12 protein-coding genes are annotated in these 14152 nt (G+C 71.4%); 2 read left to right on the forward strand and 10 right to left on the reverse strand.

Annotation, left to right across the window (positions count from 1 at the left end; genetic code table 11):
• Nucleotides 1-154 precede the first annotated feature (154 nt).
• From pstA to Air01nite_RS27985, 4 genes are all read right to left on the reverse strand, one after another.
• Nucleotides 155-1234 (reverse strand): phosphate ABC transporter permease PstA, encoded by a 1080-nt coding sequence (gene pstA, locus Air01nite_RS27970; RefSeq protein ID WP_203706308.1) that lies wholly within the window; start codon nucleotides 1232-1234, stop codon nucleotides 155-157.
• Entirely contained in the window at nucleotides 1231-2181 is a 951-nt protein-coding gene (gene pstC / locus Air01nite_RS27975) for a phosphate ABC transporter permease subunit PstC (RefSeq protein WP_203706309.1), read from the reverse strand. The genes pstA and pstC overlap by 4 nt, the downstream gene beginning before the upstream one ends.
• Before the next feature lie 31 nt (nucleotides 2182-2212).
• Nucleotides 2213-3316, reverse strand: coding sequence for a phosphate ABC transporter substrate-binding protein PstS (gene pstS / locus Air01nite_RS27980; RefSeq protein WP_203706310.1), 1104 nt, complete (start codon nucleotides 3314-3316; stop codon nucleotides 2213-2215).
• Between the two features lie 119 nt (nucleotides 3317-3435).
• The gene (locus tag Air01nite_RS27985) at nucleotides 3436-3885 is read right to left on the reverse strand and encodes a pyridoxamine 5'-phosphate oxidase family protein (RefSeq protein WP_203706311.1); all 450 of its coding nucleotides are present in this window, start codon (nucleotides 3883-3885) and stop codon (nucleotides 3436-3438) included.
• Nucleotides 3886-3944: 59 nt separating this feature from the next.
• On the opposite strand from Air01nite_RS27985, the gene Air01nite_RS27990 reads away from it, so the two are divergent.
• Nucleotides 3945-4907: a DUF5937 family protein gene (locus tag Air01nite_RS27990; protein WP_203706312.1), complete on the forward strand. Its 963-nt coding sequence runs from the start codon at nucleotides 3945-3947 to the stop codon at nucleotides 4905-4907.
• Between the two features lie 18 nt (nucleotides 4908-4925).
• A complete protein-coding gene (locus Air01nite_RS27995) occupies nucleotides 4926-6068 on the forward strand; it encodes an alpha/beta hydrolase (RefSeq protein WP_203706313.1) in 1143 nt (380 codons plus the stop codon).
• Here Air01nite_RS27995 and Air01nite_RS28000 read toward each other — a convergent pair.
• The 6 genes from Air01nite_RS28000 to Air01nite_RS28025 form a co-directional block, all read right to left on the reverse strand.
• Nucleotides 6046-6750 carry a hypothetical protein gene (locus Air01nite_RS28000; protein ID WP_203706314.1) on the reverse strand — a complete coding sequence of 235 codons (705 nt, stop codon included), beginning with the start codon at nucleotides 6748-6750 and terminating at the stop codon, nucleotides 6046-6048. The two genes, Air01nite_RS27995 and Air01nite_RS28000, sit on opposite strands and share 23 nt — an antisense overlap.
• Nucleotides 6747-7622, reverse strand: a complete 876-nt coding sequence (locus tag Air01nite_RS28005) for a hypothetical protein (RefSeq protein ID WP_203706315.1) — start codon at nucleotides 7620-7622, stop codon at nucleotides 6747-6749. The genes Air01nite_RS28000 and Air01nite_RS28005 overlap by 4 nt, the downstream gene beginning before the upstream one ends.
• 95 nt (nucleotides 7623-7717) lie before the next feature.
• Nucleotides 7718-10240, reverse strand: coding sequence for an ATP-binding protein (locus tag Air01nite_RS28010; RefSeq protein WP_203706316.1), 2523 nt, complete (start codon nucleotides 10238-10240; stop codon nucleotides 7718-7720).
• A 28-nt stretch (nucleotides 10241-10268) separates the two neighbouring features.
• Entirely contained in the window at nucleotides 10269-10847 is a 579-nt protein-coding gene (locus Air01nite_RS28015; RefSeq protein WP_203706317.1) for an ASCH domain-containing protein, read from the reverse strand.
• Nucleotides 10847-12520 carry a serine/threonine-protein kinase gene (locus tag Air01nite_RS28020; protein ID WP_239091018.1) on the reverse strand — a complete coding sequence of 558 codons (1674 nt, stop codon included), beginning with the start codon at nucleotides 12518-12520 and terminating at the stop codon, nucleotides 10847-10849. Before Air01nite_RS28020 ends, Air01nite_RS28015 begins: the two co-directional genes overlap by 1 nt.
• A 102-nt stretch (nucleotides 12521-12622) precedes the next feature.
• Nucleotides 12623-13957: a glycosyltransferase family 4 protein gene (locus Air01nite_RS28025; protein WP_203706318.1), complete on the reverse strand. Its 1335-nt coding sequence runs from the start codon at nucleotides 13955-13957 to the stop codon at nucleotides 12623-12625.
• Nucleotides 13958-14152 lie beyond the last annotated feature (195 nt).

Consider the following 14152-nt stretch of genomic DNA (forward strand, 5'->3'; position numbering starts at 1 on the left):
CCCACAACCCGACGGACCGATCAACGCGGTCACCGACTTCGGCTCGACGGTGAGGTTGATGCTGTCGATCGCCTTGAACGAACCGTAGTAGGCGGTGACCCCGGACGCTTCCACGCGCTTTGCCATGTTTCTCAACGACTTTCCGTGACGGATGTCAACGAGAGATGCGGTTGCGCCTGGCGAAGAGCTTGGCGGCGACGGTGAGAATGAGCACCAGGGCCACCAGGGTGAGCGCCGCGGTCCAGGCACGGGCCGGTGCGAATCTGGAGGCGTCGCTGGCCTGCTGGAACACGTAGAGCGACAGCGACGACTGGTTGTTGTTGAACGGGTTGATGTTGACGGCAGCGCTGCCGCCTGCAACCAAAAGTACCGGCGCTGTCTCCCCTGCCGCGCGTGCTATGGACAACATGATGCCGGTGACGATTCCGGGCAAGGCCGTCGGAATGACCACGCGCAGGATGGTCTTCCACTTCGGCACCCCGAGGGCGTACGACCCTTCGCGCAGCGGTGCCGGCACCAGGCGCAGCATCTCCTCGGTCGACCGCACGATCGTCGGCAGCATCAGCACGCTCAGCGCCAGCGCCGCCGCGAACCCGGAGAACGACGGCTGTCCGTTGTTGTAGACGGGCGAGACGATCAACACCCAGAACGACAGGATGAACAGGCCGGCCACGATCGACGGGATGCCGGTCATCACGTCGACGAAGAACCGGATCAGCGTGGCGAACCGGCCGCGGCCGTACTCGACGATGTAGATGGCCGCCAGGATGCCCAGCGGCACCGTGATCACGGTGGCGATGGCGACCTGCTCGAGGGTGCCGATGATGGCGTGGACGGCGCCGCCGTCGGGGTCGCGGGCGCCGATGTTGTTCAGCGACGTGGTGAAGAAGTTGAGGTCGAACCGCTCGCTGCCTTTGGAGATCAGCGTCCAGACGACCGAGACGAGCGGCACCAGGGCGAGCACGAAGGCGCAGTGGATCAGCACGCTCCAGGTGCGGTCGCGGCCGGCCCGCCGGCCTTCCAGCCTGCTGACCACGGCGTAGACACCGGCGAGGAACAGCACCAGGCCCATGACCAGCATGAGGACCCAGCCGCCGACGCCGGTGCCGTAGCAGATCGCCGCCGCCACGCCGAGCGCGACGACCGCGAGACCCACGTACGCGACGAAAGGCGTACGCCTCCCCCGCAGGCCAGGCCCCTGCCCCGGCGGCGCCACAGCCGGATCGGTCATCATGCCGCCGACTCCGTGAACTCGCGGCGCCGGTAGATGATCACCCGGGCGGCCGCGTTGACGACGAGGGTGATGGCGAACAGCACGAGGCCCGAGGCGATCAGGGCGCCGCGGCCGATGTCGCCGGCCTCGCCGAAGCCGTTGGCGATGTTGGCGGCGATCGAGTTGCCGCCGTTCTGGATGACGTTGACGGTGATCTCGTTGATGAAGCCGAGGGTCAGCGCGAGCGCGATGGTCTCCCCGAGGGCCCGGCCGAGGCCCAGCATCACCGAGGCGATGACGCCGGCCCGCCCGTACGGCAGCACCGCGGTGCGGATCATCTCCCACCGGGTGGCGCCCAGCGACAGCGCCGCCTCCTCGTCCGCCGTGGGTGTCTGCAGGAAGACCTCGCGGGACAGCGCGGTGATGATCGGCAGCACCATGATGGCCAGCACCAGGCCACCGAGCATGAACGAGCGGCCGAACGGTCCGGTCCCGTCGAAGAACGGCAGCCAGCCGAAGTACTTGTTGAGCCAGACCGAGAACGTCCTGACCGGCTCGATGAAGACGATGAAGCCCCAGAGCCCGAACACGACGCTGGGTACGGCGGCCAGCAGGTCGATCAGGAAGCCGAAGGTGTCGGCGATGCGCCGGTTGGCGTAGTGGGACAGGTAGAGCGCGATCCCCAACGCGACCGGCACGGCCACCAGCAGCGCGATCACCGAGGTGACCAGGGTGCCCCAGGCGATCGCCGCGATGCCGAACACCGGCGGCTCCTGGTTGGGGAACCAGTCGGTCTCGGTGATGAAGTTGGCCGTGTCGGCCTGTAGCGCGGGGATCGCCTTCGCGATGAGGAAGACCGTGATCGCGACGATGATCACGAGGACCATCGCGCCGGCCAGCAGGGTTACGGTGCTGAACGCGCGCTCAGCACCGAAACCCTTGCGGCGTGGCAGAAATCCGCCGGCCATCGTTTTTCCTCCAGCCGGGCCCGTGCGCCGGTCAGGAGATGTTGTTGACCGACGACTGGACCCGGCTCTGCACGTTGCCCGGCAGCGGCGCGTAACCGAGGCCGTTGAGCAGGCCCTGCCCGTCGCTGCTGGCGGTGTAGTTCAGGAAGCCCTTGATCAACGCCGTCTTGCCGGACGGGCCGCCCTTGCTGCAGACGATCTCGTAGGTGACCAGCACGATCGGGTACGCACCGGACGCCTTGGTCGCGTAGTCGATGTTCACGGTGACGTCGTTGCCGCTGCCGGTGACCGGCGAACCTTCGATGGTCTTGCTGGCCGCCTCGGGCGTCAGTTCCTGGAACTGGCCCGCGCCGTTCTGGATCTTGGCCATGTTCAGCCCCGCGTTCTCGGCGAACGACTGCTCCATGTAGCCGATCGAGCCGTCGGTGCTCTTCACCGACTGGGCGACGCCGTCGGAGCCCTTGGAGCCGGTGCCGCCGGGCGCCTTCCACGCCTGGCCCGCCCCGAAGGTCCAACTGGAGCCGGCAGCCGCCGTCAGGTAGTTGGTGAAGTTGCCCGTGGTGCCGGACTCGTCGGACCGGTGCACGGTCTGGATCGTGCTCGACGGCAGCGACACGCCCGGGTTGTCGGACTTGATCGCGTCGTCGTCCCACTGCTTGATGTCGCCGCTGAAGATCCCGGCGAGCGTGGTGGGCTTGAGCTGGAGGTTGTCGACACCGGACAGGTTGTACGCGACGGCGATCGGCCCGACGACCATCGGCAGGTTGACCGCGGGGTTGCCGCCGCACCGGCTGTTCGCCTGCGGCTGCTGTGCGGAGGTGAGCGCCGTGTCCGAGCCCGCGAAGTCCGCGGTGCCGGAGATGAAGGCCTGGACGCCCGCGCCCGAGCCGGTGGGTTCGTAGTTGATGGTCGAGCCGCTGCACTGCTGCTGGTAGTTCTTGCGCCACTCGTCCATGGCGTTCTTCTGCGCCGACGAGCCCTGCGCGTTGAGAGTGCCCGTGGCGCAGTTGATCGCCTGGGCGACGCCGGCGCCGCCCACCGTCGCGTCAGTTGGGTTGTCCGTCCCGCACGCGCCGAGCGCGAGCGATGCTGTGAGTGCGACGACCGCTACCGTGCCCTGCCGCTGGAGTTTCACCTGCGGGGTCCCTTCGAGCGTCTGTTCCAGTCCACAGACATCAGTTAAAAGCACGACATAGCGGGACCGCTGAGGTTCCAGGCAACTCGTGGTATTCGGGCGTTAGACCATAAACGCCCCTATACTCCCGGCGAAACCAGGACGCGGCTGTCCCGGCCGTCGAGGACGTAGTGTGCGGTGGCGCGCGCCCGGTAGAGGCGGAACTGGGCCGGCCCGGCGACATCCGCCACCGACCAGGTGTGGCCGCCCTGCGCCACCGAGCGGGCCGAGAAGAGGGCGATCGCCGCCTCGGCCGACGCCTCGGGGATCTCGGCGGCGACCGCCTCGGCGTACACGGCCTGGCCCTGTCCGATCGGCACGGTCGAGTCGAAGACGACGATGCCGACGTCCGGTCGGACGGCGATGTTGCGCGAGTGCCGCGTGCCGGGCCGCGACACCCAGACGAAGTCGGTGAACCGGTCGTGTGCGAACCAGACCGGGTTGGCCCACGGCCGGCCGTCGGCATCCGCGGTGCCCAGGGTCAGGTAGCTGTTGGCCTCGATGATCTGGCGCGCGAGTTCGGCTGTCACGGCTCGTTTGTAGGCCCGCGAGGTCGGCCGCGCCTAGAGATTCAGCCTAGGCTGAATCCGTGATCCGCTATCGGTTCGGCCGCGACGACCTGCTGCGCACCCGGTTCGCGATCGCGCCGCTCATGGAGCTGCTCGGCGCGTTCTACGTGCTGCGACGGCCGGAGCGCTACACCGTGCACCGGCGGTGGGTGCAGTGGGCGGCGCCGCGCGTACCCGAGCTGGATCTGTCGTTGCTCGACGCCGCGGCGCCGTTCGGCGGTCCCTACTGGCCGGTCTTCGTCAGCCCGCCGCCGCGGGAACCGCACCCGACGATCGAGACCGAGCTGGACCGGGTGGCGCGGACGCCGCCCGGCCAGGTCAAGGCGGAGATCACGCAGCGGTACGGGCATGACGTGCCGGACGGCGCACGACCGTTCGTCGACGACCCGGCCCGAGCCCTTGCCGCCCTCGTCGCGCAGATGCGCGCGCTGTGGGGGGCGGCCCTCGCGCCGCGCTGGCCCACGATATCGGCGCTCCTGGAGTCCGAGCTCACCGCCCGCGCCCGGAGCCTGGTGGCGGTGGGATCCCGGGCCGCGTTCGCCGACCTGCACCCATCGGTGACGTGGGAGGCCGGCTGCCTGAGCGTCCGGGAGACGGTCAGGTCGGTCGACGTCGAGCTGGCCGGTCGCGGCCTGTTGCTGATCCCGTCAGCGTTCACCTGGCCGTTGGTCTGGCCGCGGACCGACCCGCCGTGGGACCCGGCGCTGGTCTATCCGCCGGCCGGGATCGGCGACATCTGGGAGCCGGCGCCCGCCGGCGACGCGTCGCTGGAGTCGCTGATCGGCCGCCGGCGGGCCCGGATCCTGCGCGAGCTGGACCGCCCCGCCGCCACCCTCGACCTGGCCGGCCGCATGCGGATCAGCGCCGGCGGCATCAGCGACCACCTGTCGGTGCTGCGCCGGGCGGGCCTGGTCACCCGCCGCCGCGAGGGCCGCCGGGTCGTCTACGCGCGGACGCTGGCCGGCGACGCCCTCTGTCCTTGACGCGTTACCGTCCTGATCATGAGCACCGTCCCCATCGGATACGCCGTTCCCGTCGCCCTGCTGGCGTTCGCCACCACGGTCGCGTTGGTCGCGCCGCGCCCGAAGCACACGACGCCGTCGCACTGGAGTCACTGGGTGGCGTTCCAGATCAACGAACAGCCCTTCATCGGCCTGTACGTGCTGGTCGCGATCAGCGCCCTCGGTCTCGCGCAGGGCGACCTGTCCTCACCCGGCGGCCTGGTCGCGTTCGGCGTCGCGGTGCTCACCGCCGCCGGCCTGGTGGTCCTGGCCCGCCGGGCGCTGTCCGCCGGCCCGGCCCTGCGCGCGGCCCTGCGCGAGGGCGCCGGCATCGACGTGCCGCCCGCGCGCCGCCCGTGGAAGCACATCCTGCTCGCCCCGTTGGCGGTCCGCCGCCGCGACGTCACGCGCGTCGCGAACCTCTCCTACGGCGACGCGGGCCGCCGCAACCTGCTCGACGTCTACCACGGCCGCGACCGCCCCACGGGCGGCGGAGTCCTGGTCTTCATGCACGGCGGCGGCTTCCGGACGGGCCACAAGAACCGCGAGGGCCGCGCGCTGCTCAACCACCTGGCGGCACAGGGCTGGGTGTGCGTGAGCGCCAACTACCGCCTGGCGCCGGCGGCCCGTTATCCCGACTACCTGGTCGATGCGAAGAAGGTGATCGCCTGGGTCCGGGACCACGCCGCCGACTACGGCGCGGACCCGCGCACGATCGTGGCCTCCGGCAGCTCGGCCGGGGCACACCTGGCCTCGATGCTCGCGCTGACACGGAACGACCCGGCTTTCCAGCCCGGCTTCGAGTCCGCGGACACGTCGGTCACCGCCGCGGTCGGCTTCTACGGCTACTACGGCCGCGCGGCGGGCGCGGGTTCGTCCCCAGTGGACCGGGCGGGGGACGCGCCGCCGCTCTTCTTCGTCCACGGCGACAACGACAGCTCGACGCTGGTGGAGGACACCCGCACCCTGGTCGCCCGGTTGCGTACGACAAGCACGCAACCGGTCCTCTACGCCGAGCTCCCCGGCGCCCAGCACACCTTCGACCTGTTCTTCTCGCTGCGCTACAGCTACGTCATCGAAGCGGTGGCGGCCTTCTGCACGTGGCTGCACACCAACCAGGTCACGGGGCGAGCATCGCTCTGATGGTGTCGTCGACCTTGTTGTCGTCCAGGCGGCGCGGGATCAGGCGAGCCGAGTTCGGCTCCTCGCGGCCGAAGGCGTAGAGGTCGCCGCCGCGGCGGGCCAGGATCAGGTCGTCCGTGTCCGCGGCCGTCTCGGCCGAGCCCTCCGAGGTGTAGTGCACGACCGTGACCAGCGCCGACCGTTCGCTCGCCGCGACCACGTCGGCCGCCTCGCCGCCCTTCTCGTAGTCGCCGCGCGGCAGCCAGTCGACCAGTTGGTCCAGCGCGTCGTCGGCCTTGAACAGGCCCAGGTCGTGCACGCCGAGCGCGTCGATGCGGACCAGCATCGAGACCGGCTCGGGCTGCGGCAGCATCAGCATCCGCCACGGCTCGCCCGGCTTCGTGCCGGAGACCCGGGCGTCCAGCACCGTGCGGGCGCGTTGCTGGAACGCCACCGCGATGCCGAGGTCGCCGCGGACCTGGAGCTGTTCGTCGCCGTCGCTGGCGACCAGCAGCTCGCGGGCCGCCAACGAGCGCACCGCCTCCGCGAGGACCTCGTCCGTCGGGCGGGCCTCCAGGAAGTCGACCACCGCGTCGACCGCGGTCAGCTCGGCCGACGTGTAGGCGCCGAGCAGCACCGGGCCCGTGTCGACCAGGTCGACCACCGACGAGACCAACCCACCGGGAACGTGTGCTGTGGTCACGACAACCCCATCTCCGCGAGCAGCGACTCCGGTCCGTGCCGCCCGCGATCTCGGCCGCGGATCGCGGCTGCCGTTCCGGACGTGGTTTCCGACACCCAGACGTTGGAGTTTCCGAACAGGCCGCGGCCGGCGCCGTTGGCCATCGACCGGCCGAGCTCGTCGGCCGGGTCCTCCCGCTCGGGCGGCGGGAACATCCGCGCCAGGTCGGTCGACGCCGACGTGACGTCGTCGCCCTCCTCCAGCGTGCGCAACGAGCTCGACAGCGAGTTCGCGATCGCCGGCCCGACGCTCTGCGGCATGGCGACGTCCGGCGACAGGTACATCGGGCGGCGCTCGGTCTTGCGCGACAGGCCCCACGGCCCCACGTTCGACCGCGTGATCTTGTAGGTGAAGTAGTCGACCAGGTGCCGCAGGTCGTCGACGCTCGGCAGCTTCTTCTTGCCGAACGCCGCCGGCGTCTTCTCGAGCTGGACCCAGGTGCCCTGCTCGGTGCGCCCGTGCAGCTTCTCCCGCACGACCGAGCCGCGCATGCCGATGTCCGGCCATGTCTTCTTGTCGATCTGCTTGTGGTGGCTCGAGATCCGCTCGCGGGCGCCCTTGGCGTGCCGCCAGTCCTCGTACAGCTCCGGGTTGTCGACCAGCACGTGCCCGCCGCACAGCACGTCGTGCAGCTGCGGCACCTGCATGCCGTGCTTCTCCAGGTCGACGAGGACCGCGGCCTCCTCCGGGCTCAGCCGGCGGGCCGCCGCGGCCAGGCCGCGCCGGTACTCGTTGGTGCGCGAGGTGAGCTCGATCAGAATGCGTACGCGCGTGCGCACCTGCTCGGTCTCTTCGCTCGTCAGCGCGTGAGCGGAGTTATCCACAGTGGACATGACGCGTCCTCCCCCCGAGGCGCCCGTCTCCAGCCACCGTAACCCGCTGCCACCGCGGCGGCCCTGACGTTGGATCTTCGTCCGTTTTGTCCGGATCAATCGCTCATGGCGAACGCCACCGCCGAGCTGATGTCGTCTTCACTCCCCCGTGCCCAGGCGGCCACGAACTCCTCCTCGCCCAACTGGCTCCGCAGCGCCGGCACACCGCCGTGCGCGGTCGGCCATTCCGGCACGTACGCCCGCAACCAGACCGTCGTCGCCGCGCTCCGCAACGAACGGGCCGCGGCCGTCATCCGGACCGCCCGGGCGTACTGCCCCCGCCGCGCGCAGATGTCCGCCAGCGCCTCCAGGCTGAACGCCATGCTCCCCCGGTCGCCCGCCTCGGCGGAGTGCGTCATGCCCTCGCGCAGGTACTGCTCGGCGCTGTCGAGGTCATCGATCGTGATCGCGGTCACCGCGAGGCTGTAGAGGTCGGCGATCGTGCCGAGCCGGTCGTACGAGTCGCGCGCGGTCTGCAGCCCCTCCCGGAAGATCCGTGCCGCGGTCGTGGGGTCGCCCTCCTTGAGCGAAATCATCCCCATCCGGCTGTAGTACAGCGAGCGCACCCAGTCGGTGTGCGAGTCCGCACCCAGCCGCCGCGTCTCCTCCAGCAGCTCGCGTGCCCGGGAGTAGTGGCCGCGGCGCATGGCGATCGTCCCGAGCACCCCGGTGGTCAGCGCCCGGTTGCGGTCGTCGCCGAACGCCCGGAGCAGCTCCTCGGCCCGGGTCAGGTCGCGCTCGGCCCGCTCGACGTCGCCGCTGATGAACGCGGTCGCGCCGGTGCCGACCAGCAGCAACGCGGTCGCCTCGTCGGACAGGTCGTGTGCCTCGGCGGCCAACTGGAACATGTAGCGTGCGCTCTCCTCGACGTGACCGTGCAGCCACCAGAACACCCAGATCGCCCAACCGAGGTGGATGGCGGCCCACCACTCGCGCTCGTCGATGAACCAGTTCATCGCCGCGTTGAGGTTGTCGTGCTCGATCTCCAGGCGCTCGATCGCCGTCGGGTCGATGCCCAGCAGCGGCTCCAACCGCTGCGCCAGAGCCAGGAAATATCCCGCGGCCGCGGCGTGCGCCTCGTGCCACTGACCGGTGTCGCGGAGCCGGTCCAGCGCGTACTCCCTGATGCTGTCGAGCATCCGGAACCTCGGCGCGCCCTCGCGCACGTCCTGCCGGACCAGGCTGCTCTCGACCAGCATGTCGAGCGTGTCCACCTCGGCCGGCCCGAACACGGTCTCCACCGCCTCCAGGTCGAATCCGCCGGCGAACGCGCCGAGGTGGCAGAAGAGCCGCCGCTGCTCATCGGTCAACAGGTCGTAGCTCCACGCGATGGTGCTGCGCAGGGTGCGCTGGCGGACCGGCAGGTCGCGGGCGCCGCCGCTGAGCGCCCCGACACCCTTGCGCAACCGGTCGAGCAGGGCCGGCGGCGGCAACAGGCGGACCTTCGCCGCCGCCAGCTCGATGGCCAGCGGCAGCCCGTCGAGCCGGCGGCAGATCTCGATCACCGCCTGGGTGTTCTCCGGCGTGAGCGTGAAGTCGCGGTTGGCCGCCCGGGCACGGTCGACGAAGAGCCGGACCGCACCGGTACGCGCGTCGCTGTAGTCGCCGCCCGCCTCCGGCAGCGGCAGTGGCGGCACCTCGGCGGTGTATTCGCCGGTGAGCCGCAGCGCCGCCCGGCTGGTCACCAGCGCGGTCACGCCGGGCGCCGCGGCCAGCAGCGTGCTGATCACCGGGGCGGCCTCGGCGACCTGCTCGAAGTTGTCGATCACCAGCAGCAGCGTGCGGTCGCGCAGGTACACCTGCACGTCGTCGATCGGCGGCCGGCTGGCCGTGGTGTGCAGCCCGAGCTCCTGGGCCAGGGCCGCGCCGACCAGGTCCGGTGTGGTCACCGTGGACAGTTCGACGAACCGGACACCATCCGGGTACGCGTGGGCCAGCCGGACTGCCAGCTCCGTGGCGAGCCGGGTCTTGCCCACCCCGCCCGGCCCGGTCAGCGTCACCAGCCGTACGCCCGGGTCCATGAGCTGCTTCTCCAGCCGGGCGATGTCCGCTTCGCGGCCGAGGATCGGGCTGGGCGGCGCCGGCACGGCCGCGAGGTCCGGATCGGGTTCGGGCGCCGGCGCCGGCGTGGCGAACCGCTCGCTGAGCAACAGCGCGATGTCGTCCCGGACCATCCCCGGCAGCTCCTCGGCCGCGCCGAAGGTCCGGTAGGAGACTCGCGCGTCCTCGCGGATCCCGTCCAGCATCGCCCTCAGCTGGGGGTCCTCCTCCGGCGCCGGCCGCTTCACGTACACGAGCTTGGGCAGCTCCTCGGCGAGGACGTACTCCTCCTCGACGCTGATGCCCTGGCCCTCGCCGTACCGCTGCCAGTAGACGCCGACGAAGAGTTGGCTCTCGGACAGATAGGCCCGGTAGAGGTCGCGCGGCGGGTGCGGCCGGGCGGAACTCTCGGGCATCACCGGAATCAGCCGCAGCCCCAGCACCGCGTCGCGGACCGCCGCCCGCTCGGGCGCCAGCTCGTCGAGCGTCGAGCTGATGAAGACCCGCAGCCGGTCGTCGGGCGTTCTGATGGCGGGCACCCTGCCCACGCTAGGCCGAACCCGCGGGTCAGGGCGGCGGTTCGAGGTATGCCCGGCCGCGCGGGGACAGCCGGTAGCCCACCAGCAGGCTCTCGGTCAGGCCCAGCGCCTTGAGCTTCCGCACGTCGATCTTGAAGGAGGCGGTGTCCCGTCCGACCGACGCGGCCAGGTCGGGCGCGCGTACCCCCGGCTGGTCCCGGATCATCCCCAGCGTGGTGGCCGTCCACGGGCCGTGCGGGCTGGCCTTGTCGAGGCGGGCCAGCCGGGTGTCGATCGCGGCCCGGTCGGCGGCGTCGAGATCGGCGTCGGCGGCCAGCACCGACCGCGGGTCGGGCGTGTCGAGCCGGCGGAAGCGCAGCAGGTAGAGCTGTCCCTCGCCGGCCGGCACGTCGGCCAGGAGCGCGGCGAGGGTGGGGAAACCGGCCGCCCGCGCATCCGCGGCCCGCAGCTTCGACCGGCTCACCGGCTCGACCGCGAGCATCTCGACCATGCCCTGGCCCGTGCGGTAGTGCCCGCCGGCCACCACCTGCGGGCGACGCCACCGGCGCAGCGCCGCCGTGATCGTGCCGTCGGAGATGCCGTCGCGCAACCGCTGTTCGAAGAGCATCAGTCGACCGGGTCCGGCGGCCGGAAGCCCAGCCTGATCGTGGGCAGCCAGTTGGCGTTCCAGTCGAGCTTGGGGCAGGTCCAGGTGATCACGTACGCCCGGCCGCCGTGGTTGTAGAGGATCCGGATCGCCCGCTGCGGCTTGGCGTTCGCCGGTGTGAACTCGTACTCCCACTCGCCGCCGCCGTCGAACACCTGGCTGCGGGTGATCGTGGCATCGGCGTAGCCGACCAGGGCACCCGTGAGCTGCTCCTCCTCCGCCGTGCGGGTCCAGTAGGCGACCGGGTCCGGCACCGCGGCGGGCAGCGCCTCGACGCTCATCATGCGTTCCATGTTGCTGTCGTAGAGGCAGGTGGTGCCGCCGGCCTCGGTGTAGGCGCGCCAGCCGACCGGTGCCGGGAGGCGGTATCCGGCCGGAGCTGTGTACCAGGTGAAGGCGCTCAGCAGAGCGAAGCGCTCGCCGTCGGGCACCGGTGCCACCTCGACCTGGTCGGTCACCGCGTTCCGCGGGTTCTGGCAGGGCAGCACGCCGCCGCCCCGGCCGGCGGCGACCTGTTCGGTGGAGGCCGCGGGCGTGGGGCCGGCGACGGTCGCCTCGTTGTCGTCGCGGTTGAGGGCCCACGCGCTGCCGGCCGCCAGCACGGCGACCAGCGTGCCGGCGGCGGCCACGAGCGTGCGGCGCCGGAACCGCCGGTCGCCACCGCCGAGCCAGGTCGTGGTGCCCAGGCCGAACCAGGCGCTCGCCCGGGGCCGGCCGTCGGCGCCGAGCGCGACCGTCGGCGCGGCCGACGGGTCGACGTCCTGGGTGGCGGCGCCGTCGGGGCGGCGCGGGCGGGGCAGCCGGCGCGGCAGCGGCTTGACGGTCGGGTCGATGACCCGCCGCAGGAGGCGGTCGACCTCGTCGGCGGTCAGGCGGTGCCGGGGATCCTTGCGGAGCAGGCCGGTCAGCACCGGGCGCAGCGGGCCGGCGAGCTTCGCCGGGTCGGGCGGGCTGGTGGCCAGCGCAGTCAGGGTGGCCAGCGTCGTGCGGCGGTAGAACGGAGACCGGCCCTCGACGGCCGCGTAGAGCGTGGCGCCCAGCGACCACATGTCGGCCTCGACGGTCGAGGTGCCGTCGTTGGCCCGCTCGGGTGCGACGTATTGGGGTGAGCCCATCACCATGCCGGCCCGGGTGACCGCGCTGTCGCCGTCGAACGTGGCCAGCCCGAAGTCGGTCAGCACCACCCGGCCGTCGTCGGCGATCAGCACGTTGTGCGGCTTGACGTCGCGGTGCAGCACCCCGCGGGCGTGTGCGGCGCAGAGCGCGTCGAGGACGGCCAGACCGATCTCGGCCACCTGGCGCGGTGCCAGCGGCCCCTCGTTGACGATCACCTCGTGCAACGAGCGGGACCGCACGTATTCCATGACGATCCAGGGGCTGCCCGCGGAGTGGACCACGTCGTAGATCTGCACGACGTTGGGATGGCTGAGCCGGGCGGCGGTGCGCGCCTCACGCAGCGTGCGCTGGCCGAGGTCCGCGCGCTCGTCGGCGGTCATCCAGTCGGGCGGCTGCACCTCTTTGACCGCGACGTCGCGGTGGAGCATCTCGTCGCGGGCCAGCCAGACACGCCCCATCCCCCCGCTGCCGACGGATTCCAGCAGCCGGTAACGCTCGGCGATCAGTGTCTGCTGCACCGTCCGATCCCTGTTGGTCCGCGCAATCCACCATAGTGACCCGAGCCGAGTTGATGAAGCCCCGATCGATGGAGTGATTGTCCCGCGGATGGGACCAGGCCGCTACGCGACCTCGGGACTCAGCAGGTTACCGGCGGGTACGACCAGCTTGGGCTGCCCGTACGCCATGCGGGCGGCCGCCTCCCGGGTGAGGAAAGCGGGCGACTCCCGGATCGCGTTGTCGTACGCGTCCGCGGTGCGCTCGGCGATCGTGGACCAGCCGTACCGCTTGGCCACCATGGTCCGGGCCTTCTTGGCCACCTTCCGGGCGAACCGCGAGTCGCCGAGCAGCGAGTCCACGGCGCCGGCGAGCGCGTCCGGGTCGCTGTGCGGGAAGGTCACGCCGGTGACACCGGGCTCGACGATCTCGGCCAGGCCACCGGTGGCGGCCACGGCCAGCGGGGCACCCGCGGCGGCCGCCTCGAGGGCGACCATGCCGAACGGCTCGTAGAGGCTGGGCACCACGGTGGTGTCGGTGGCGGCGAGCAGCGCGGGCAGCGTGGCCTCGCTCTGGAAGCCGACGAAGCTGACCTTGTCGGGGATGCCGAGCCGGTGGGTCTCCGACTCCAGCTCGCCGCGGAACGGCCCGTCGCCGGCGATCACCACGCGCAGGCCCGGGTGGTCGGCGGCCAGCCGGGGCACGGCCCGGATGATGTGCTGCACGCCCTTCTCGTACACGAGGCGCCCGGCGAACCCGACCAGCGGGCCGTCGCCGGCGAACTGCTTGCGCGCGGTCGCGACCGCCCGCGGCCCGGCCCGCCAGACCCGGTCGTTGACCCCGTTCGGGATCACCTCGACCCGCTCGGCCGGCAGTTCGAGGAGGCGGGAGACCTCCCATTTCATGTACGCGGAGCAGACCAGCACCTTGCACGCCTCGCGCGCCAGCCACCACTCCACGCTGTGGATGCAGCGGTTCATCTCGTCGGGCAGCCAGCCCTGGTGCCGGCCGGCCTCGGTGGCGTGGATGGTGGCGACCAGGGGCAGGTCGAGGTGCTCCTTGAGGGTGACCGCGGTGTGCGTCACGAGCCAGTCGTGGGCGTGGATGACGTCGTACTCGCCGCTCTCGGTCGCCCGCAGCGCCGCCCGGGTCAGGGTGTGGTTGAACGCCATCGTCCAGGCCAGCAGCGAGGGGGTCGCCAGCGGGAAGTTGGGCGGGTCCTCGGGCGCCCGGACGATCCGTACCCCCTCCTGGTATTCCTCCAGAGGCGCGCCGGCCGCGTGCCGGGTGACCACGGTGACCTCGTGTCCCGCCGCGGCGAGCGAGGTGGCGAGCGAGTGCACGTGCCGGCCGAGGCCGCCGATCACCACCGGTGGGTACTCCCACGACAGCATCAGGACGCGCCTGATGCCCGAACCGGTGACCGGCTCGTCGTCGAGAACGTCGGCGGTGCTTTGCATGGCCCGGCCCCCTCGCGGTCAACCCCTGGACATACGGCGATAGGCACCCGAGCGGGGTGCCGACGCGCCAAGTGGGTCGTTTGGGAGCCTAGGGCAATGTCGCGCAAATACCTCTCAATGCCGCGAAATATCTCGTTTACCGGCGCGCCATGAGGCAAGATGGCCTGCCTCGCGCGGCGGATCCTCTGTGGAGCG

It is taken from the genome of Asanoa iriomotensis, from assembly GCF_016862515.1.
Taxonomy (GTDB): Bacteria; Actinomycetota; Actinomycetes; order Mycobacteriales; family Micromonosporaceae; genus Asanoa; species Asanoa iriomotensis.

Bases quoted from the DNA above. Each gene is read 5' to 3' on its own strand.
- pstA (WP_203706308.1), bottom strand. From the start codon at position 1,234: ATGATGACCGATCCGGCTGTGGCGCCGCCGGGGCAGGGGCCTGGCCTG.
- pstC (WP_203706309.1), bottom strand. From the start codon at position 2,181: ATGGCCGGCGGATTTCTGCCACGCCGCAAGGGTTTCGGTGCTGAGCGC.
- Air01nite_RS27995 (WP_203706313.1), top strand. From the start codon at position 4,926: ATGAGCACCGTCCCCATCGGATACGCCGTTCCCGTCGCCCTGCTGGCG.
- Air01nite_RS28005 (WP_203706315.1), bottom strand. From the start codon at position 7,622: ATGTCCACTGTGGATAACTCCGCTCACGCGCTGACGAGCGAAGAGACC.
- Air01nite_RS28015 (WP_203706317.1), bottom strand. From the start codon at position 10,847: ATGCTCTTCGAACAGCGGTTGCGCGACGGCATCTCCGACGGCACGATC.
- Air01nite_RS28025 (WP_203706318.1), bottom strand. From the start codon at position 13,957: ATGCAAAGCACCGCCGACGTTCTCGACGACGAGCCGGTCACCGGTTCG.